Below are 20,625 nucleotides of genomic sequence, written 5' to 3'. Positions count from 1 at the left end.
TTTCAGCCTATCTTCTTCGCTTGAACCCGTAGAAATCGTGGGCAAACTTTTTAGCCGTGTCCCTGCCAGCTTTGCGCACGCATACCTTGCCCGGCAACGTAGCGCTCAATCACTTGGAGGGTAGTGGTCTGGGGGTCGGACTCGTAGTCTTCCGGTGCCCGGCGGGGGTTAACCCGGTAGGTAGCTGAAGCCTCGGCCACCGAAATAGGACCAGAGAAGACCTCACTGGCTTCTGCAAAGGCGACAGCGGGGTCGTTCCAGATGGGTAGGTGGGTTAGGAGCAGGTTACGCACACCGGCTTCTTGGGCAGCCAGCCCTGCCCTGCGGCCCGTCAGGTGAATACCGCGCAAGGCGTCGTCACGCCCCTCCTGGTAGGCCGCTTCGCAGAGGAAAAGGTCAGCATCGCGGGCTGCCTCAATTAAGCCGTCACAGGAATCGGTGTCACCGGAGTAGGTCAGAATCGTTTTCCCTTCACCTGTCTCACAGACGATACGGAGCGCATAGGGTTCTTTAACGGGGTGCACGACCGCATAGGGGGTGACGGTGAATGGCCCAATTTTTACCTCAGCGTGGTTGCTCCACTCGTTGAACTCAAACTCGGTGTGCATCCCCGGTTCTAGTGGTAGCCCGTGGGTATTGACCAGGTACTGGTGAATATCGCTGGGGCCGTAGAGGGGAATAGGGCCTCTGCCCCAGCCGTTGGGGTTCCATTTGACGGCAACGTGCAGGCCCGACAGGTCAATGCAGTGATCGGGGTGCAGGTGCGAAATCAGAATCGCATCTATGTCTTCAAGGTTCATGTGGGTCTGAAGAGTCCCCAGGGCACCATTGCCCATATCGATGATAATCCGCCAGGTCTTACCTAGATCATCGATAGTCGAAACCATGTAGCAGCTAGCTGCCGCATTCGGCCCTGGAAAGGAACCGGCACAACCGATCACTGTGAGTCGCATGGTGTCTTCTTCCTTAGCGTTTGGGGGTGGAGCGGTCTGCCTCGATGGTGACTCGTGGCTTAATCAACTCCGGTGGGATAAGGGCAAGCGAGCCTGTGGGAAACTGCTCTGCTACCGAGTTGGTGTGACGGACGCGAGCGACCTCGGGGCCCAAGAATCGGCGGGCGAGGTGCTCAAATGTTTCGCTGTGACCGGTTGCCAAGAATTCGTGGCTTGCCGGTAGATCAGCGGGGCGTTCAAGGCCGGCTCTCAGTAGCGCCTTGTAAACATCTTTAGCGGATTCCTCCGATGATGAGACCAGGGTTACATCATCACCCATGATGTAGGAAATAACGCCGGTCAGGAGCGGGTAGTGGGTGCAACCCAGCACCAGGGTATCAACCCCGGCTTCTTTGAGGGGGGCAAGGTAGGACTCGGCTGTTTGGAGAAGCTCAGGGCCGGAGGTAATGCCCCGCTCAACAAACTCCACAAAGCGGGGGCAGGCCACCGAATAAATCTCCAGGTCGCTCATCACTGAGAAGGTGTCCTCGTAGGCGCGTGAGGTGACCGTGGCTTCTGTGGCGATGACACCGATTTTACGCTTGCGGGTTGCGGCCACCGCACGGCGGGCGGCAGGCTGGATAACCTCAACCACCTGAATACCGTACTTGCGGGTATAGCGTTCGCGGGCATCACGCAGAACTGCCGCTGAGGCTGTATTGCAGGCAATAACCAAAAGTTTCACACCGGAATCTACCAGCTCGTCCATAATCCGCAGGGCGTGCGCACGCACCTCAGCTATGCTCAGGGGGCCGTAGGGGCCGTGGGCGGTATCACCCACATAAATAATCGATTCGTGCGGTAGCTGGTCCATGATGGCACGGGCAACCGTCAGCCCACCCACACCCGAGTCAAACACGCCAATGGGGGCGCTGGCGGCTGGCTCTGCCAGCACCTGGCTGCCCCAGGGGGTGACTATTTTTGGGTTTGAATCGTTCATGACAGACCTGACATTAGCTACTCGATGGTTAATTCAGTAAGGTGTAGAACTCACCTGCCGGTTTTTGAGTGGACAATCACGCTCTAACACGACTTTTTGGTGTCATAAATAGACACTCTGGACCGGTAAAAATCAATCTTCTTCCAGCCCTATCAGGAGTGCCTGCATGAGGCTTTCCTGAAGCCAGGTTGCAAAGTTATAGAGCAGAGCCATATAGTCCTCGGTTGTTTCTACCCGGTCCCAGTCGGTCTGCTCCCCCACCCGTTCGGCATCTGCTGCGCTGATAATGCCCAGCCTGGAACCCAGGGTCAGGCGAACGTCGTTCAGGGCTGCGGCCCAGGCCTTGGCGTGTTCTGTATCCAGGTGAACTGTGCCTGCCTGGATATCCATAGCGGCCAGTTTTAGGTGCGAGATTTTAGCCTGTCGGAGGGAGAGATCGGTGAAACGCCGGTACTCATCGGCTACCTCAGGATCATCACTGGCGACAGGCAGCATGCGGGCGACAGCGGGATCGGCAGGCACATCAGCTTTTTCCGAAATTCCTACCAGAGCTGCCAGGGGGTCAGTGTTGGGGTCTTCCTCAGGTTCCAGGGCAAGCGCTACATCTTCAAAAAGGCGGGTAAGCACCTGGACCTCTTCGGGAGTAAAGCGTGCAGTCAGGCCACGCGGTGTCCTGCTAAAAGGCTCTGCCATCTTATAGACCTGCCTGTTCTAGCGTTGCCCACAGCCCCCAGGTATGCAGGGCTGCTGTGTGGCGTTCGGCTTCTTCTTGGGAACCACTAAAGACTGCGGCCTTACCTTCGGTGTGTACACGGAGCATCAGCTCCTGGGCCTTTTCGGTACTGTAGCCAAACTGAGTGCGGAAAACATAGGTGACAAAGCTCATGAGGTTAACTGGGTCATCCCAGACCAGCACCGTCCAAGGAAGCTGGGGTCGGTCATTCGTTTCGCTCTCTAAGCTACGTTCAAGGTCGGCTAAAGTATCCACCGCTGTATTCAGGGTGATAGCTGTTTCAGCCGATAACATATCCTTCTTCTCCTTGTGAAAATCTTTGAGTCGGTAGCGCCTTGAACAAGCTTACGCCACTGGGCCCTTAGCAGACTTATAGGTCACATACACCTTATCTATCATACGGCTAAGGAGCCACAACTGCCACGCGCCGGCTAGAGCAAGCTAGAGGTCACAGTTTTATCTTCTGAGAGGGCTGTCTTTTTAGGCCGCACAGGGGCTAGAGTGGTAGCCGTGACTCAGAAAACTTCATTGTTAACAGACCACTACGAGCTAACCATGGTTCAGGCGGCTCTTGCCTCCGGTGCCGCCCATAGGCGGACCGTCTTTGAGGTCTTTACCCGCAGGCTCTCCGGTGGCCGCCGCTACGGTGTCCTTGCCGGCACTGGCAGGCTCCTTGAGGGTCTTGAAAATTTCCGTTTCGACCAGAACGAACTTGAGTTCCTTGCCTCCCGCAAGGTGATCAACCAGCAGACCTTGGACTACCTGGCTGACTTCCGCTTTAGCGGTCATATTCGTGGGTACGCCGAAGGGGAAATCTTCTTTCCCCACTCCCCCGTGCTCCAGGTTGAAGCTTCCTTTGCCGAGGCCTGCCTTTTAGAGACCTATATTCTCTCGGTTCTCAACTTCGATTCAGCCGTTGCAACTGCGGCCTCCCGTATGACGGTAGCCGCCGGTAAGCGCCCCTGCCTTGAGATGGGTTCACGCAGGGCTCATGAGCAAGCCGCTGTATCTGCCGCACGGGCTGCGGTAATTGCAGGCTTTATCGGCACCTCTAACCTAGAGGCTGGCCGCCGCTATGGCCTGCACACGGTGGGCACGAGCGCCCACGCTTTTACCCTGCTCCATGACAGCGAGCGCCAGGCTTTTGAAGCCCAGCTTGCTTCGCTCGGGGTAGATACAACACTGCTAGTAGATACCTACGATGTTGAAGCCGCTGTTCGCCTGGCTTGCGAGCTGGCCGGCCCAGAACTCGGTGCCGTTCGCCTGGATTCCGGTGACCTGGTTGCCCAGGCCGCTTTCGTCCGTCAGCTTCTCGATAGCCTCGGTAACACCTCCACTAAGATTACTGTGACCAGCGATCTTGATGAGTACGCTATCGCCTCTCTGGCAGCAGCCCCGGTTAATTCCTACGGTGTGGGCACCAAGCTGGTGACCGGCTCAGGTGTTCCAACCTCTTCCATGGTTTACAAGGTGGTTTTGCGCGAGAACGCCCAGGGCGTAATGGAGCCGGTCGCTAAGGCATCCTCTGGTAAGGCATCTGTGGGTGGCAAAAAGAGCGCGGTGCGCCGCCTAAATAAACGTGGTATTGCTACCGCTGAGGTCATAGGCCTCGATGTGAGCGCACCTGCCGATGCCAACGACCGCCAGCTTATGGTTGATTTTGTGGTCGACGGTGAGCTTCAGCCCGGCTTTACCGGTGCCGAAGGCGTGCGCCGTGCCGCTGAACGTCACGCCCGGTCCCTGTCCGAGCTGCCCGTCACTGCAACCCGTCTGTCCCCCGGTGACCCGGTAATCCCCACCGAGTTTGTGCCCGCTGTTTAGCCCACCTGAGGAAACTATGTCTAAAGCTTTGATTATTGTTGATGTCCAGAATGACTTTTGCCCAGGCGGTGCGCTAGCTACCGAACGCGGCGCTGAGGTTGCGGCTCTGATCAGCGAGTTCGTAGAAAACTACCACGACCGTTACCAGGCCATTGTGGCAGCTCAGGACTGGCATATCGACCCGGGCACGCACTTTTCGGATAACCCAGATTATCAGGATTCTTGGCCCCCGCACTGTCGCGCAGAGTCTAAGGGCGCTGAGCTTCACCCCGAGCTTGATACCGACTACATCGAGGCTTACTTCCGCAAGGGTGCCTATGCCCCTGCCTACTCAGCCTTTGAGGGCCTTCTGGCTCCCGAGTACACGGTCATGCCCGGTGAGCGTGAAGCCGGCGCTCCGGTTGAAGATGCCGGTGAGCAGACTCCTCTGGATGCTTGGCTGAGCGAGCGGGAGATTACCGATATTGATGTCGTAGGCATCGCCACTGATTTCTGTGTTAAGGCAACTGCGATGGACGCTATTGATGCGGGCTACGAGACACGCGTGCTGCTTGATCTCACGGCCCCTGTGTCTGAGGATTCGCTTGATGACACCGTGGCCGAGCTAGAAGATGCCGGTGTGACAGTTATCCAGGTTCTCTAGTCTCAGCTGGTGCAGGTAAGGGGCCGGGGCGCTGATTCATTTCAGTGCCCCGGCCTCTTTTACAAGAGCCCCGGTCCTTGTTTGGTTTTAGCGCTTTCTGGCACAATGGGGCTATGACTGTTTCCTCTGTGATATTGCCTAGTTTTTATTTCTACTTACCAATACACGAGGATTTGCAATGTTTACAGTTAGTCAAGAGCCTATAGCGCCGAAAGAAGTCCTAGCTCTTCTAAGGACCGTCCCAGAATGGTTCGGGCGCCCAGAAAGTAACAGAGAATACATCAAGGCAACCCAAAATCTACCCTGCTGGGTAGCTCGCATTAATCAGCAGGTTGTAGGTGTTGCCGCAATTCAGAAACACTCCGTTGATTCATGGGAAATCCATTTGATGGTAGTTGAGCGCGGGTTCCACCGAATGGGCATTGGTCGGGCTCTCATAAAAGAAATTGAAGAGCAAGCCCAAATGTCCAAAGTATCTCTTTCTCAAGCTGATATTGCGCTCGTTGATAACGTTTGGTTTCGTCTAGTTTCCCGCGTTATGGTGCGGTTTTGCGGGTTGGGCTGTTGTGTTTCGTGGTGTCTCGTTTAGGGGTTTTGGGGACCGTCGGACCCTAAAGGGATCCCAAAAGTGTTGGCGGAGTGTACATATGCACAGTTTTGGGTCGGGTATGTGTTTGTGGCTGTGTCTATCTACATTCCACCCAGAAGGGAAAAGAAGGCCCACTGCTGGGTGCACGGTGGCTGGGGTGTGTGGTCAGGCGCTCAAGGGCTTCTTGCGAGGTGTGGAAGCCGCCGCGGTCTAGGTTGCTCGATGAGCTCATCAATCACGTTGCCTGCCACCGTATCGGGAATAATCAGCCGACCATCCTCGTCTAGGAGGAATTCGCCGATACGATAGTTACACGTCGGGTACTTCAAATAGATTGCAGGCCGCCCAGAATCCACACCAACCTCACCAGCCAGGTGTTTACGATTACTGTCTCTAACATCAAACGGGATAATCATGTCCATCGTCTCGCCCCCTCCAAACGGGTCCATACTGCGACCATGGCACCCAGCAAAGGAGCGCTGGGGTGGTCTAACCCGCGTGTTCGGGCTGTACCAATACACGCTTACAAACCGCGATTAATCCAGCGGAACCGCCGAATATCAGGCAGGGAAAACTTCACTAAGCATGTGCGGACGAAGCATCCGTAAAATCGTTAACGTTTCCTGCGCGCACATATACCGAACCATGAAATCCCAATCAGGTTCTTCAGAATTAAGACTGGGAAGCGTAAGTTGTTCCTTGGCAAGCCTAGGAAGTTTTCGCTTGTAACCGAAGGTATATTTCCCTCGCACTCTATCGGCAATTGTAGTCACGAATTGACCGGTGTAGCGATTCAAGAAAGAAGAGTAACCACAAACTACGTTGATTGTAGCGACGAACGAGTGCTCTTTGTAAACGGAATACCCCATTGAGCCTTCACCATCGCAAATGAAGGCTATACATTTCCCATCTTGAAGCGGTAATGAACTTGGGGAAACGAAGTCGATGACTGCATTATTGCGGTTAGTGGCACCGAGGTAGGGGATTCCTCGTTGCGAATGATCGGTTGAGAGAGCTGAGCGATTGGATACCGCACCTTTTTTGAGAGAAAAAAGTTCGAATATGGAGAAATTGGACCATTTCCTATTCTCTAGCTCCCCCCCCCGTAGGGTTGTGGTGGACATAAGATCGTTATAGCGGTTTTGCAATAGTTCGGTGGCGTAGGTCAGTGTGTCGTTCTCTAGACGGGCAATTGTCTGCTCCATGAAGACAGTATTTAGGGTTCCGTCGGCCTTCGTGGGTAGCATGATGCGCTGGGCTGCGAGCCTAGTGGAGTTGGCGGTGTATGAATAGGAATAGCGTTCCTTGTTTGCCTCTAGGCAGCGGGCGATAAATCTCAGGACTCCCGGGCTCATTTTTTGGCGAGGGGTAAGAATGTTAACTTTGGTACCGGTGTAGAACGAGGTTGTTTGAACAAATGGTTTGGCGGTCTCGTTGCCGATGGTGATGGCAGGGACTGTCTCCCACAAGAACTTCAGGTCGTGGTTGTCAGTGAACCCATCGACCCCGTTAGAGGTCTCCTTGCGAGTCACATAAGGTGTAGTACCAGAGTCTTTGTCAATCTTGTTGCCATCAAGATTTTTCCCGATGGTGACCTCGAAAAGGTCACTGAGGACTACCTCCCCCCAATCAGAATCTGGAACAGCGCCAAGCATCAGCAAATTGTCGGCAAGTCGCTTCTGGAAGTATGGAAGCACCCGTTCTAAAACCTGCTGCTCTTGTTGGCGCATGAACGCCGACATGAACTCCCAATCGGGAGTGCCAACAGCAGTAGCTGGAAGAAGGATTTTCTCGCGGCGAATACGGGAATCATTTATTTCCCGGTTAAAGCTGTACTTTTCTTCTAAACGTGAGACAAGTGTGGCGAGAAAAAAGTTTGCAAATCTGTCAATCTCTGGGTTCTTTAGGGAAGTTACATGATCGCTCGCCACAAAATCATATGGATGAAAAAAGGCTGAGCCTACAGAACCACTGTTCGCAACAGTTAAACAATTAGAGTAACGTCGCACTGATTCTTTATTGCCCACAAAACCATCTACACCGTTCCCCTGTGCCGTCGCTGAAACATACGGTGTCTTACCTTGAATGTGGTCATCTTTCTTTAGACGTTTTCCGCGTCCAATATTTGGGAAAATTTCAGTGTAAGAGAATTCTTTCCATTCGCGGTCGCTGAGGCTCAGCATGGCACAACCTCCTCTGCAGGCTCGGACGTTGGTTCAAAAAGGTAGCCTCGCCCGTGAGTGAGCATGTCGAATTCGAAGGTTAGATAGTCAGCGATCGTTTGTTGAAAATCTGCTTCGGTGGGAATTTCATCGTTGAAGTAGTAAAAGGAGTGCAGCCATTCGTCCTCAGGGAGAACAGTGGTTTCAACCATGAACTTGCTGGCGGCTTCCTGTCTGCCGTTGTAGCAGTCCAGGAGTCGCTGCTTTTTATCCTTTGCTGATTCAGTTTCCACCAGACCAATGTGCTTTCGCACGATAAAACCGTCATCTTCGAAGTTGAAGAATTTGGCTTTAGCGTGCGGTTGGTGGGGTGTGTGAGCACGGAATACAGCGATGCAGGGGTTTGTGCCCACCCGGTAGAAGGTGTTCTTGTTGAGGGTGATGACCGAGGTTAAGGTGTGTTTGGCGAGGATTCGTTTCTTGGAGGTCTTGTCTTCCTTGCTCTTACCAATCATGGTTGATTGCGGGACGATCACTGCTACGCGCCCGCCTGGTGCCATCGAGTCCAAGAGGTGTTCAATGAACGAAATTTCCCGCAGATTCGAGGTGGCGTCTGATTTGCCTTGGCTGTAGGGCGGGTTCATGAATCCAACGCTTGGCGCTATGCCGGCCTGAATTTCTTCCGAGGTACGCGAGAAGAAATCGTCGCATTCGAGGTTGGAGCGCCCGTCTCCGCGCAAAATCATGTTCGTCGTAGCTACCGTGAACATGTCTTCACGCAGCTCGATGCCGTGAAGCTGTTCTTCCTTGATTATCGCTCGTTCAGTATCGTCTTTGGCTTCTTTGAGCATGCGATGCATGGCTGCGATCAAGAATGACGAGGTCCCAGTACAGGGGTCAAAAACTGTGTCCGTTGGTTTTAGATTCACGAGGTCACAGAAGAGTTCGCAGATGTGGGATGGGGTTAGCACAACACCTAGCGATTGGCCGTCACCACCTGAGAAGCTCATGAACTCGGAGTAGAAACGACCCAGAATGTCCTCTTTGACGTTAGCGCGCAGCGCGTGGAGGATTTTTTGTTCTAGGAACTGTCCAAAATGCTTCAGGGGCGTCATCCCCAGGTCGTCACGCACACGGTTCAAGGATTGACGGTTTTTGATAATGGTGAACTGGTCAAGAATCATTGCTTTCTTGACCTCTGGCTTGACCCTGATACGTTTGAGATGTGTCTGGACCGCGTTCCATACCAGCTCGCCATCTGTTTGAGTTGTGTCGCCTCGCAGATGCTCGAGTTTGAAACTGGAGTCTTGTAAAGCGATTAGCAGGGCTGAAACTACGAGCGGCTTTTCTGTTTCACCCAGTTGTGCGTAATCGCGTAGAGCCTCGTGTAGCTCAGAGGCCAACTTGATGATTTCTTCAAGTTCAAGTTCCTCATCAGGGCGAATGCCGTTGACTTGTTCTTGGTAGTAGGCCTCAATGTTGTCGGTGTTGAAGTTGATGAAAGTTTCGATTGGCTCGAGAAGCTTGACTTGGTTGCCGTCGCAGAAAGCAGGTTGGATGATGTGGTGTTTGGAATCTCCAGACACGCCGATGGCGAAGATTTTCTTAAAGCTACTGTTCTTTGCGATGTGCTGGGCGTAATGGACAGCACCGTTTACTGCGTAGTCAGTTAAAGATTTTGTGTCCATTAAGAGCTGGCCATCAGGCCCTTGACTGATGTGATGGTCAGTATCGCGTTTGTCTTCTATGACCAACAAGAAGTCGCCTTGAAGGGCGAGGAATTCAGGACTACCAATCTTGCCGGTACCTCGTTTCGAGGCGGTCTTTAACGCCTTGTCGACATCTTTGATGCCACTGACTTCCGCTGAGTGGTTGATATCCGCATCACTAAGGAGTTTGGATACGAACAGGTCCGTGTTCTTCTCACGAGCCATACAAGCCTCCTACAACTAGAACGGTTTCATCTGCCGTCCTCAGTCGGTAGGCAGTACGCACTTTCTATGCGCCACAGGTGCCCGTGCCGCAAACAAAAACTACACCTATTTTACTTTGAAATTCAGGAGGAAATGGAAGCAACACCCGATTTCGGCGCCACCATCCTACACAGGAAACACCAAGCACGCCCCAAACCTCAAAGGGGGTAGACGAAACACCGCCCCCTTCGCCCTTTGCAATCGGTGAGGTGGTAGAACGCCACCCCACAGGTGGGGTAACGAAATGGACCCCCCAACCCATCCAAAGGGGGTAACAAAACGGGACCCCCTTCATACGCGCGGCCCGGGTGGCTAAACCTGTGGTCTTGAGGGATTATATAGATAAATCCCAAAGGGTGACGCAAGTAAGGAGGCAATGGAAATGAAAGTTAGAGCAGAGCAAAACGATGGTGGTGGTCCAGGTGGTTTGGTTGGGCGCAGGGTCCGTCTAGATGAAACTAGCGAGCCGTACACCACACTCGAGCCTGGGCACACGGGTCAAGGGGCGTTCACTGATGACCGGGCACACTCCACATCATTTGGGACAACGGTTCCACGTTGGGTCTCGTGCCAGGACAAGAGCGCTACACAATCCTCGAACACACCACCGATTAAGAGCTAGCGGGTGGGTAGAGTGAAAAGGGGGTAGCGTTTCACGACTCCAAACTAGAGATGTAAAGCGCTACTTTCCCCACCATTTACAAGGCGAAACGACTGCATAAGTGTGGAAGTTCAAGCCTTAACGGTTACACCTGGAACATGCCATGGAGCAAGGAGGCCCGCCCGGTGAGCGAATGCGCCCTCAAACTACTCGCCGCCTCGGATGAGTACTTCCCGAACAACGGCAGCGCAATCGCCTGGGCCATGAACAACTAAAGCCTACCCACATCCCTAAACAAGGGCCTGTTCGGCGCACTGGGTTAGAGATACACACCGCTAGTTTTCCCCGTGTTTTCAAGGGGAAACGAGTGGATAAATGTAAAAGTCAGAGCGTAAATGGTTACACAAGCAAAACCACGGGGACGCAAGCCCCGCAAGCAACGAAAGGGTAACCATAATTAACGAGTACGAAGCCAAAGTCAGCCGCAGCCTCATCGACGCGCTAGGAGGCTACAACGGGTAGGGTAAGGGACTCATGAACCTGATCGGCGGCATCATCGAAACCAACACCCCTACCCTGCAAGCCCACCTAGACGAGATCGCCCGCATCCGCTTGAGTCAACACACCCTCGGCCCTGAAGGCAGCGATGCCCTAGACTTCCTCGAAGTATCCAAATGGGGACTACGGGATCTGATGACCGTGGCCTATCTGATGGGACGAGCCGACCAACTCCAAGGACACTAACACCTGCCAGCCACCCCAGAGCACACGCTCTCTGGGGGGCATTGCTCTTTTTAGCCGGGGTGTAAATGTTTTCTCCCCACCCCAAAACCGGGCGAAACTGGACTAAATTCCCCCAACCGCCACTCGCTGTTTTCCCTGCTATTATGCGGTTTTCTCCACTAGTATCCAGCGGGACGGACCCCAAGCGGACCTCAGAGCGGACTCCAAACCTAAAAAAACCGCGTCAGACTGTGGGGAAGCAAGTCAAGGTGTTCTCCTTTACAGGTTAAAACTCTGGGGGAATCTCACCCTGACCCTTTTTACCAAAGAACCAGGCTCTTTTACCTGGCTCAAGGTTTTATCCCCCTGGAAGAAACGGGTATCTGGGGAGATGACACGCCCTGCCTGATTATGGTCAAGCCCCTCCCTCCTTGTAACCAGTAACCATAACTACGGTTCGTATGGCCCCGCACGGGATTCTAGTGCCTGCCCACGAACCAGTCCTGGAGCTTATCCAGGCGCGCTTGGAGCTGCTCGGCTGAGGCTTGGGCAACAGCAGGGCCTCCGCAGATACGACGGAGCTCGTTGTGGATAGACCCGTGCGGCTTACCTGTCCGAGCAGCCCAGGCGGCAACGTTCTTAGCCAGCTTGCTGCGGAGCTCTTTGAGCTGGCGGTGATCCACCACCTGCGGCACGGCCGTCGCCGGGCGGCGCGAGGCGTGGTCTTTCTGCCGTGCCCTCAGCAGGGTACCTACCTGCTCAGCATCCAGCAGGCCGGGGATCCCCAAAAAATCCTGTTCCTCATCTGAACCCACTTCAAGACCGCCCGAGGCGAACTCGGCACCATCAAAAAGGACACCGTGGAAGGAGGCCTGGGAACCGATAGCTTCGAACTTGCCACGGGTCAAATGCTCGCTGGCCCCTTCTTCACGGTTAGCTTCTTCAATCAGGTGATCGTCCAGCCCCTGATTGAGCGGGTCAAGGTTTTCCTGCTGAGCGTTCTTGCGGTCCAGGGCATGGTCGCGCTCGGTTTCCATCTCGTTAGCCAGCATCATGAGCTGAGGAACAGACGGCAGGAAGACAGAAGCAGTTTCCCCGCGCTTTCGCGAGCGCACAAAACGCCCAATAGCCTGAGCAAAGAAGAGAGGCGTTGAGGTGGAAGTTGCGTAAACACCCACCGCCAGGCGGGGAACGTCCACGCCTTCGGAGACCATGCGCACAGCAACCATCCAGCGAGCAAGCCCCTGGGAAAATTCCTCAATGTTGTTGGAGGCTTCTTTGTCATCGGAAAGAATAAGGGCGGGCTTTTCACCGGTAATACGTTGAAGCTGGGCGGCGTAGGCGCGGGCGTCGGCGTGATCGGTAGCAATCACTAGGCCACCAGCATCGGGTACGGTACGGCGTACCTCGGTCAGGCGCTTATCGGCGGCAGCAAGTACGGTGGGAATCCACTCGCCCTCAGGGTTAAGGGCGGTGCGCCAGGCCTGGGCGGTGACGTCTTTGGTGAAGCCCTCCCCCAGGTTGGCCGCCATTTCTTCACCGGCGCTAGTGCGCCAGCGCATCTGACCTGAGTAGGCCATAAAGATGACGGGGCGCACAACATGGTCTTTGAGGGCGGGGCCGTAGCCGTAGGAGTAGTCAGACTTGGAACGGCGGATGCCTTCTGCGTCCTCTTCGTACTGCACAAAGGGAATGGGTGAGGTATCGGAGCGGAAGGGGGTACCGGTCAGAGCCAGGCGGCGGGTAGCAGGCTCGAAGGCTTCGCGCAGGCCGTCGCCCCACGAGAGAGAATCACCGGCGTGGTGGATTTCGTCCATAATCACCAGGGTTCGGCCGTTTTCGGTACGCGCCCGGTGGAGCATAGGTTTATTGGCTACCTGGGCGTAGGTCAGGGCAACACCCTGGTAGCCCCTGCCCACGCTACCGTCTGCATTTTTGAAGTTAGGGTCAATGGAGATACCTACACGGGCGGCGGCATCGGCCCACTGGCGTTTAAGGTGATCGGTAGGCGCGACCACGGTCATGCGGTTGATGGTTCCCCGGTTGAAAAGTTCTTTGGCAACGGTCAGGGCAAAGGTGGTCTTACCTGCACCGGGAGTAGCCACAGCCATGAAGTCGCGGGGATTCTGGGTGAAGTACTTGGTCATAGCTTCGGCCTGCCAGGCGCGGAGCTTGGGAGCAGTGCCCCAGGCGGCGCGGTCCGGGTAGGCTGGGGGTAGGGCGCTGCTGCCTTCTCCAAAGAGTGTTGGCTGGCTATCGTCCATGTATTTTCCCTTCCCTCACAACAGATATGAGCCACGGTGGGCACCACAAAAGTTTAGCCCCATTCGGTGAGGAATGGGGCTATCAACGAGCACCTGCACCTGTGAGAGCGACCTCTCCCCCTGTTCTGTATTCGGGGTAGGGTGCTGGTCTCACGCGACAGAACGGGCGAACGCGAATGGCTTGATTACTGGTCGTCCCCGCCAGGGGCCAGGCCCTCGTAGATCTCTTTGCATTCGGGACAGACCGGGAACTTCTCGGGGTCTCGGCCAGGAGTCCACTTCTTGCCGCAGAGAGCACGGACAGGGTTTCCGGTGAGGGCAGACTCCATAATCTTTTCCTTGCGCACGTAGTGGGCAAAGCGCTCGTGGTCACCGGGTTCTACGTTCTGAACTTCCTCACGCTCAAGGAGCGCAGTACCGCCTGAGTGGGCGGTTTCGGGGAAGGGATCTTCAATTCCGGGAATAGATGACACGGGTGCGTCCTTTCGTAGTGGCCCAGGCGGGCTATCTCTAGTTAGTCTACCAAGCCAGGCAGGTTCTCCGGCGAGCACAATAGGCTAGCTGAACTGGGTAACCCGGTAGAGCATATCTGCGCTGTGGCGCTCAAAGCGCTGGGAGCCCAGGCGGATTCCCAGAGTGAAACCGCCCACTGCCATCACCAGCATGACACCAGCGCCCAGCCAAGCCCAGAGCATATTGCCGTTGATTGCTGAGGCCGCCATACCGGCCAGGCCGGGGGCAGCAAGGAACATGGGAATCATCATGGTGAGACCGCGCACAAATGCTTTGGCCATGCCGTCGGGTTGCTTGGCCGTTTTCCAGGGGCTTGAGCCCGGTGGCGGCACAGGTAGGGAAAACACCGTATCAGCATAGGACGCGAGTCCCATGCCCAAGAAGAAAACCGAGTAGGCGGTCACCAGCATGGGTACCGTATAAGCGCCCGCTCCTGCAATCAGGCCAAAGAGCAGGGTGCCCATCAGAATCATCGGTGCGTAAATCAGTATCATGGCGTAGGCCCGCCCCAGCCGGTCATCAATGCCGCGCACAGCCGTGGTGGTGTGTAAGGAGAAAGCGGTGCTTTCATAGGACACCAGATAGGCATATATGTAACCAGCGAAAGCAGGGATGAAGGCGCTACAGAAAAAGACTCCCATAATGGGTGTTGAAACGTCCTCCCCCGTATCCGTTGTAACACTCAAATTACCCATGAAAGTAAAGATCAGGTAAAAAAGCGGTAGGCTCATAACATTGACGGTGCACCGGGGGTCTTTGAACATCATCTGCACAATGCGGGCAGCAATTGTGCCCCGAACGGTCGCCGGGAAGCGGTCAAGAATGCCCAGGTGTCCGGTGCCCAGGTTGCGGGCTTCCTTACGCCCGGTGACTTCCCCAACGTTAGCCATGGTGCGGGCAGTCAGCAGGTACCAGAACCACCAGATGATAGCCAGGTAGAGAAGGCTAAGAGCCAACAGGGCTCCAGCCAGCCCGTAGCTACCGGAGGCAACATGAACCGGAATGAGCCAGGGAGTCAGCAAAGGCAACCACTGTAGCACCTCGATGTATTCGGGGAGGCGGTCTGCCACCTGCGCTATCCCACCGGCAGCACCCACGATGATAGGCCCCATGAGCATCACCACCATAAAGGACGCAATCGTCAGCAGGTTACTGATACCCCTACGAGCCCGCAAAGGGATAGAAGCAAGCGTCACGACCCGGGAACCGGCAATCGCCAGTGCAAGACCCAGGATAGCGGCTACCGGGTAGGTCAAGAGACCCGGAATCGAGAAGAACAGCGAGGTAGCGCTCGCCAGAGCGATGAGGAGAGTCAGGATTCCGGGGGCACCCACGAGAGCCCCGATAGCCTGGCCCAGCATCAGGTCCTTAACCCGAATGGGGTATGGTGCCAGCCGCTCAGGATCCAAGGTGGCATCGGCAGCGGAGGCAAAGAGGGGAACAAGGAACCAGGCTAGGGTCAGAATTCCGCCTACCAGCGCCAGAAAAACCTGAGCACCGCTGGCATTATCAATAAAGAACCCGCCCGCTCCTAGGCAGACCACTAGGCCCAGCCCATAGAGCATGGCAAAAGAGAACCCCACGATAGCCCAGGCGTTACCCCTGGTAAAATATGCGATAAAGTGCGCAAGCTTTAGTCGGACGAGGACTGCAACCATGACAGGCCCTCCCTCACCATTCGACCGCCGACCAGTGAAACAAATCGGTCTTCCAGGCTCATACCGGCCCGGACCTGCTCCACGGTACCCGAAGCCAGGATTCGCCCCTCATTCATAACCGCCACATGGTCGCACAGTCTCTGAACCAAGTCCATGACGTGAGAGGAAATAATGACGGTGCCCCCACCGGCAACATACCCCTTCAAGATATCTTGAATGTTGGAGGCGGAGACAGGGTCAACCGCTTCAAAAGGTTCATCAAGCACCAGCAAGGAGGGCGCATGAATCATTGCACAGGCCAGGGCAATTTTTTTGGTCATACCGGCGGAGTAATCAGCAACCTGCTTCCCGGCGGCATTAACCAGGTCAAGGGCTAGGAGCAAATCGCGGGTTCGTTCAGCAACCGTCACTTTGTCAAGCCCGTGCAGGCGACCCGCATAGGTAAGCAGTTGCTCTCCGGTGAGCTTATCAAAGAGGCGCACGCCATCGGGCAGAACCCCCACCTTACGCTTAGCCTCCAGCGGACTAGCCCACATATCTGTACCGCCCACCAGCACCTGACCGTCGGTGGGTTTAAGCATGCCTGTGGCCATTGACAGGCTTGTTGTTTTACCGGCACCGTTACGCCCTACCAGACCGTAGAAGGACCCGCGAGGAATGGTTAGGTTAATACCGTTAACGGCAGGGTGCTGGTCAAAAACCTTGACCAGGTTAAGCAGTTGTAGGGCGGGTGTATCTAGGCTCTCGGGAGCAATCTCAGCTTCCACCGGAGTTGCCGGGGAAACCTGATCACTGGGTGCCGCCGGGTGAAGGGGCGTGACTTCTTGGGGGTTTGCCTGGTGCGGCCAGGTCTTCTCATCGTGTTCCATATAACTATGGTAGGTGACCTAGCTACCTCTGAGCTCCCCCAGCAGGCTGATATCCATTGTATGACGAGGCCTCCTGGGAAAGATCTAAGCTCTAGCGCTGAGAATTCCCAGGAGGCCCCTCATAAAGATATGCTCCTGACTAGAACATAGCCATCATCAGTGCCGCCCGTGCTTTCTTGACCCTGGGATCAGCTGAACCGACTACCTCAAAGAGCTCTAGCAGGCGTTCCCGTACCCGTGTTTTGTCATCAGGGCCAACTGCTTTAAAAAGAGTGATTAGGCGCTTGAATGCATCCTCAATATGGCCACCAGCAATATCTAGGTCAGCCACATTGAGCTGAGCCTGAATATCAGTGGCATCTGCGGCGGCTCTGGCTCGTTCATCGGCCAGAGTCAGAGATGAAACTCGGTGGAGTAGGTGAACCTGGGCCAAGCCAATTTTCGCATCGGTATCGCCTGGGTTCTCATTCAATGCCTGGGTGTAGGCGGCTTCAGCACCAGCGTAATCCCCGCAGTCAAGAGCGTCCAGGGCTTTTTGGTGCAGGGGCGGCAGGGGCTTTTCCTGTTCGCTGAGAACCGGCTCAAAGCCACCGGCCAGACCCTGCTGGGTTGCTAGCTGGACTACCTGCCCCAGCACCTCGGTCAGAGCCTGGGGTTCAACAGGCCCATTAAAGAGCGGGGCGGGACGGCCAGCTAGTACCGCAACAGCGGCTGGTACACCCTGAATCTGGAAGGCCTGACCAATCTCGGGAGTCTTGGTAATATCCACTGCCGCCAGGAGCAGGTTCCCTCCGGCGGAGTTGACCAGTGCCTCAACCTGCTCGAGCATTTGCACAGAAGCAGGGGAATGGGGTGCCCACAGGGCAAAAATAACGGCACCCCGGTTGGACTCCTGAACCAGCTGCTGGAACTGGGCTACATCGGTGACGTCAAAACGCCAACTGGGCTCACTTGCCTGGGCCGTTTGCTCCCCCGGCTGAGCGCTAGCCTGAGCAGTAACACTTAGATCCGGAGCATTGCGCACCGAAGCCGGTAGGTTCTCAGGCTGGAAACCCGATGATGCGGTCATGGTTTTCTCCTTAGGGAGTAGCAGGTTCTTTTCTCTCCAGTCTATGCTGTCAAAAACAGGCCACCGCCGCCAAGAGAGCCTCTACTTTCTAGCCCAGGGCAGAAATCACGATAAGGTAGTAGACAACTATCCCTTTTTGATGACCAGGCCAGGAATATGCCACTACCATTTTTGTCCTCCCGAGCTTCTCGTGCCAGAAGCTCAGAACCTGCTCAAGCCGCATCGGGTGACGATGCTCAAAACAGTAGTAGCTCCAAGTTCACGATGCCAGCGCTACCGGCCATACCCGGCGCTCGGCCCCGGCATAGGCTGCAGCTACCGGCTGAGCCTACCGAGACAGCCAACACAGTCAAGGAACCCGATCAGCAGGTCTCATATTTGCCTTCTAAGCAATCGCAGGTCCCCGAGCACGGCCGCCATCTCACCAACCCCATCTACTTCGGTTTCATGCTGGCAGTTGGAATTACTCTAGCTCTTATCTGCATCTACTTTGTCTTGAATGTAGGTGCCCTAGCAGGCTGGATCACCGGTGCTGTTTTTATTGGGCTAGGCCTTGACCCTGCCGTCCGCAAACTTGAGCAGAGGGGTCTGCCCAGAGGGGCAGGTGTAGGTGTAGTGTTCCTGGCCTTTGCCTCTATAGTGGGTGCCCTGACCTTCTGGATCATCCCCATGGTAGCTCGCCAGGCCGTCTCCTTTATCACGGGTTTCCCCAACCAGCTTGAAGCCTTTCTCAATTCAGATTTGTTTACTTCTCTGGATGAAAAGTTTCAGATCCGCTCAGCAGTTGACGGAGAAGTTGAAAAGGTTTTTACCCAGCTAACCTCCGATACCTCGGTGGTCAGCAACTTTATGAACTCTCTGCTCAACGCGGGATCCACCCTAGCGGAGACCACCACAGGCATTATTATCGTTCTCTTCCTCTCTATCTACGTCTTAGCTTCGCTGCCAACCATCAAGGCCTGGTTTATTCGTCTGGCTCCTGCCTCACGTCGAGAACGCGTTGGATACTTGACCGAAAAGATTTCTGACTCCGTGGGCCACTATGTTATGGGCCAGGCTCTAGTAGCTATCTGTAACGCAACGGTGGCTGCCCTTATTATGCTGATTGTCGGTGTTCCCTTTGCCCAGCTCCTGATGCTCTTAGTTCTGGTTTTGGCCTTTATCCCCCTAATCGGTGGGGTCAGCGCAGCGGTCCTAGTGTCGCTGATTTCACTGACCGATAGCTGGCAGACTGCCCTCTTCTTCTTGGTCCCCTACCTGATTTATCTCCAGATCGAAGCCTACTTCATTTCGCCGCGCATCATGAAAAAAGCGGTGGCTGTGCCCGGCGCTGTTGCTATTATTGCGGTAGTTGCGGGCGGTTCGATTTGGGGCGTACTGGGAGCAATAATTGCTATCCCAGTTGCCGCCTCTATCTTGATCCTGGTCAATGAGGTCCTTGTGCCTCGACAAGATCGTCTATAAATACCTGATCGATGAGGTTTAAGGGGCCGGGGTAGGTAATCATTACCTACCCCGGCCCGCTCTATGTACAAAGCTCTTTGCTACCAGAAGCGGCGGGTCTGCCAGCAATGCTGGTGCCAGTGCCGGCGTTCCTCGATAGCGCGTTGAGAACCGAACATGTGATCTTCCTGCCACACCACCAGGTGCGCTACACCCGGCCTAATCGAGGTCATACATTCAGGGCAGGTGTAGGTTTTCTGAGCATTCATGGGGGGAATATACTGCACGAACCAGTCACCATCACCTGCCCGTTCCACTCGCGGTGATGGGTCTAGTAGACGAGAAATATCGCGCCCAGGCTTGCTCTGCTTTTGCCATTTGCTAGGGGCAGAGCCGGAATTAGAATGAGGGCGACGTTTCTTGGATGGGGATCTACGAGGCATGGGTTTATTCTGTCACGTCCTTGAGCTAAGCCCCAACTGCTTCTTGCTCAGCTGTTAGAGTGGTACGGTGCGTTTAGTTATAGCTGATTGTTCTGTTGATTATGTGGGCCGTCTGAAGGCCCACCTACCCCGTGCGACCCGTCTGCTCATGATTAAGAATGACGGCTCGGTACTTATCCACTCCGATGGCGGCTCCTACAAACCGCTCAACTGGATGAGCCCGCCCTGCCGTCTGCATATTGCACCCCGCGAGGAGTTTGAAGGAACCACCGCAGGCGAAGATCTTGACTCCGATGTCAGCGAGCTGTGGACCGTGCAAGCCGCCAAATCCGATGACCGACTGGTCATCCGTGTCTTTGAGAAGCAGGGCGAGCTGAGCCAGGACTTAGGCATAGATCCCGGTCTTATTAAGGACGGTGTTGAGGCAGATCTTCAGCGTTTACTGGCTGAACAGATTGAGCTTTTGGGCAGTGGCTACCGCCTGGTTCGCCGTGAATACCCCACCGCTATCGGCCCGGTCGATATTCTGGCCAAAGATGCCTCGGGTATCTCGGTGGCTGTTGAACTTAAGCGTGTAGGTGATATTGACGGCGTTGAACAGCTCACCCGCTACCTTGAGCTCCTGAACCGCGATCCCCTCCTGGCTCCCGTTCAGGGCGTTTTTGCCGCCCAGCGTATCAAACCCCAGGCACGCACACTAGCAGAGGATCGTGGCATCCGTTGTCTAGCCCTAGATTACGATGCTATGCGCGGTGTTGACGATAGTGACTCCCGGCTCTTCTAAAGAACCTAGAGATAAGGGGGGCGGCACCCATGGGGTGCCGCCCCCCCTTTTTCTTATTCCCCCGGTAGCAAAGTCACAGTGTGAGGCAAAAACGGTCGCCTCCCCCAGATGGGGAAGGCGACCGTATCTGCTGAGCAGGAACAGACTAAATCTGTGCGTGCTTCGCGGCGATGGTGACTCGATCGTTTGACACGGTCAAGAAACCTTCGTTCAGGCGGGTTGTCTTCTTTTCGCCGGTGATGTCTTCAATCAGAAGCTCACCATCGTCGGCCAGAAGCGCCATGGTCGGGATATGACCGGGCATAATGCCCAAATCCCCGTTCACGGTGCGAGCCCGAACGTACTTTGCTTCGCCGACCCACACGATGTGTTCGCGGGAAACAACTTCAACTTTCAGTGCCATGA

Annotated in this window: 19 protein-coding genes and 1 pseudogene; 7 read left to right on the top strand and 13 right to left on the bottom strand. The window is 55.2% G+C overall.

The window, feature by feature from the left end:
- Positions 1 to 50 precede the first annotated feature (50 nt).
- The 4 genes from ACN08Y_RS06060 to clpS form a co-directional block, all read right to left on the bottom strand.
- Positions 51 to 953, bottom strand: a complete 903-nt coding sequence (locus ACN08Y_RS06060; protein WP_419100613.1) for an MBL fold metallo-hydrolase — start codon at positions 951 to 953, stop codon at positions 51 to 53.
- A gap of 13 nt (positions 954 to 966) precedes the next feature.
- Positions 967 to 1,932: a glutamate racemase gene (gene murI / locus ACN08Y_RS06055; RefSeq protein ID WP_419100614.1), complete on the bottom strand. Its 966-nt coding sequence runs from the start codon at positions 1,930 to 1,932 to the stop codon at positions 967 to 969.
- A 132-nt stretch (positions 1,933 to 2,064) separates the two neighbouring features.
- Entirely contained in the window at positions 2,065 to 2,625 is a 561-nt protein-coding gene (locus tag ACN08Y_RS06050) for a DUF2017 domain-containing protein (protein WP_419100615.1), read from the bottom strand.
- Between the two features lies 1 nt (position 2,626).
- On the bottom strand, positions 2,627 to 2,959 hold the full coding sequence (gene clpS, locus ACN08Y_RS06045; RefSeq protein WP_419100616.1) for an ATP-dependent Clp protease adapter ClpS: 333 nt from the start codon (positions 2,957 to 2,959) through the stop codon (positions 2,627 to 2,629).
- 216 nt (positions 2,960 to 3,175) lie between these two features.
- Here clpS and ACN08Y_RS06040 point away from each other — a divergent pair, with 216 nt between their 5' ends.
- From ACN08Y_RS06040 to ACN08Y_RS06030, 3 genes are all read left to right on the top strand, one after another.
- Positions 3,176 to 4,486 carry a nicotinate phosphoribosyltransferase gene (locus tag ACN08Y_RS06040; RefSeq protein WP_419100617.1) on the top strand — a complete coding sequence of 437 codons (1,311 nt, stop codon included), beginning with the start codon at positions 3,176 to 3,178 and terminating at the stop codon, positions 4,484 to 4,486.
- Between the two features lie 16 nt (positions 4,487 to 4,502).
- Positions 4,503 to 5,129 (top strand): isochorismatase family protein, encoded by a 627-nt coding sequence (locus ACN08Y_RS06035; protein WP_419112123.1) that lies wholly within the window; start codon positions 4,503 to 4,505, stop codon positions 5,127 to 5,129.
- Positions 5,130 to 5,307: 178 nt separating this feature from the next.
- Positions 5,308 to 5,718: a GNAT family N-acetyltransferase gene (locus ACN08Y_RS06030; RefSeq protein ID WP_419112122.1), complete on the top strand. Its 411-nt coding sequence runs from the start codon at positions 5,308 to 5,310 to the stop codon at positions 5,716 to 5,718.
- 560 nt (positions 5,719 to 6,278) lie between these two features.
- On the opposite strand, the gene ACN08Y_RS06025 is transcribed toward ACN08Y_RS06030, so the two are convergent.
- Together ACN08Y_RS06025 and ACN08Y_RS06020 are read right to left on the bottom strand one after the other, a co-directional pair.
- Positions 6,279 to 7,901 (bottom strand): restriction endonuclease subunit S, encoded by a 1,623-nt coding sequence (locus ACN08Y_RS06025; RefSeq protein ID WP_419112121.1) that lies wholly within the window; start codon positions 7,899 to 7,901, stop codon positions 6,279 to 6,281.
- The gene (locus ACN08Y_RS06020) at positions 7,895 to 9,814 is read right to left on the bottom strand and encodes an HsdM family class I SAM-dependent methyltransferase (protein ID WP_419112120.1); all 1,920 of its coding nucleotides are present in this window, start codon (positions 9,812 to 9,814) and stop codon (positions 7,895 to 7,897) included. Before ACN08Y_RS06020 ends, ACN08Y_RS06025 begins: the two co-directional genes overlap by 7 nt.
- A gap of 570 nt (positions 9,815 to 10,384) precedes the next feature.
- On the opposite strand from ACN08Y_RS06020, the pseudogene ACN08Y_RS06015 reads away from it, so the two are divergent.
- Together ACN08Y_RS06015 and ACN08Y_RS06010 are read left to right on the top strand one after the other, a co-directional pair.
- Positions 10,385 to 10,468 (top strand): annotated as a pseudogene (locus tag ACN08Y_RS06015) (hypothetical protein); the annotation flags it as partial.
- A 520-nt stretch (positions 10,469 to 10,988) separates the two neighbouring features.
- The gene (locus tag ACN08Y_RS06010; protein WP_419112119.1) at positions 10,989 to 11,198 is read left to right on the top strand and encodes a DUF6900 domain-containing protein; all 210 of its coding nucleotides are present in this window, start codon (positions 10,989 to 10,991) and stop codon (positions 11,196 to 11,198) included.
- A gap of 458 nt (positions 11,199 to 11,656) precedes the next feature.
- On the opposite strand, the gene ACN08Y_RS06005 is transcribed toward ACN08Y_RS06010, so the two are convergent.
- From ACN08Y_RS06005 to ACN08Y_RS05985, 5 genes are all read right to left on the bottom strand, one after another.
- Entirely contained in the window at positions 11,657 to 13,441 is a 1,785-nt protein-coding gene (locus tag ACN08Y_RS06005) for a DEAD/DEAH box helicase (RefSeq protein WP_419112118.1), read from the bottom strand.
- A gap of 185 nt (positions 13,442 to 13,626) precedes the next feature.
- Positions 13,627 to 13,914 (bottom strand): DUF3039 domain-containing protein, encoded by a 288-nt coding sequence (locus ACN08Y_RS06000; protein ID WP_419100620.1) that lies wholly within the window; start codon positions 13,912 to 13,914, stop codon positions 13,627 to 13,629.
- An 84-nt stretch (positions 13,915 to 13,998) separates the two neighbouring features.
- Entirely contained in the window at positions 13,999 to 15,612 is a 1,614-nt protein-coding gene (locus ACN08Y_RS05995; RefSeq protein WP_419112117.1) for a hypothetical protein, read from the bottom strand.
- Complete coding sequence (locus ACN08Y_RS05990; RefSeq protein ID WP_419112116.1) at positions 15,588 to 16,481, bottom strand: ABC transporter ATP-binding protein; 894 nt, start codon at positions 16,479 to 16,481, stop codon at positions 15,588 to 15,590. Before ACN08Y_RS05990 ends, ACN08Y_RS05995 begins: the two co-directional genes overlap by 25 nt.
- 139 nt (positions 16,482 to 16,620) lie before the next feature.
- Positions 16,621 to 17,550 carry a tetratricopeptide repeat protein gene (locus ACN08Y_RS05985; RefSeq protein WP_419112115.1) on the bottom strand — a complete coding sequence of 310 codons (930 nt, stop codon included), beginning with the start codon at positions 17,548 to 17,550 and terminating at the stop codon, positions 16,621 to 16,623.
- Positions 17,551 to 17,706: 156 nt separating this feature from the next.
- Here ACN08Y_RS05985 and ACN08Y_RS05980 point away from each other — a divergent pair, with 156 nt between their 5' ends.
- Positions 17,707 to 19,014, top strand: coding sequence for an AI-2E family transporter (locus ACN08Y_RS05980; protein ID WP_419112114.1), 1,308 nt, complete (start codon positions 17,707 to 17,709; stop codon positions 19,012 to 19,014).
- A gap of 80 nt (positions 19,015 to 19,094) precedes the next feature.
- Here the strand turns inward: ACN08Y_RS05980 and ACN08Y_RS05975 are convergent, their stop codons facing one another.
- Positions 19,095 to 19,436 (bottom strand): ATP/GTP-binding protein, encoded by a 342-nt coding sequence (locus ACN08Y_RS05975; RefSeq protein WP_419112113.1) that lies wholly within the window; start codon positions 19,434 to 19,436, stop codon positions 19,095 to 19,097.
- A 67-nt stretch (positions 19,437 to 19,503) separates the two neighbouring features.
- Here ACN08Y_RS05975 and nucS point away from each other — a divergent pair, with 67 nt between their 5' ends.
- Positions 19,504 to 20,220, top strand: coding sequence for an endonuclease NucS (gene nucS, locus ACN08Y_RS05970; protein WP_419112112.1), 717 nt, complete (start codon positions 19,504 to 19,506; stop codon positions 20,218 to 20,220).
- Between the two features lie 145 nt (positions 20,221 to 20,365).
- Here nucS and ACN08Y_RS05965 read toward each other — a convergent pair whose 3' ends face one another.
- Positions 20,366 to 20,623, bottom strand: a complete 258-nt coding sequence (locus ACN08Y_RS05965; RefSeq protein WP_419100627.1) for a F0F1 ATP synthase subunit epsilon — start codon at positions 20,621 to 20,623, stop codon at positions 20,366 to 20,368.
- Positions 20,624 to 20,625 lie beyond the last annotated feature (2 nt).

This window comes from Rothia sp. P5764, assembly GCF_048512965.1.
GTDB lineage: Bacteria > Actinomycetota > Actinomycetes > Actinomycetales > Micrococcaceae > Rothia.
Note: the sequence above shows the minus strand (reverse complement) of the source record. Positions and strands in the feature narration are given on the sequence as shown.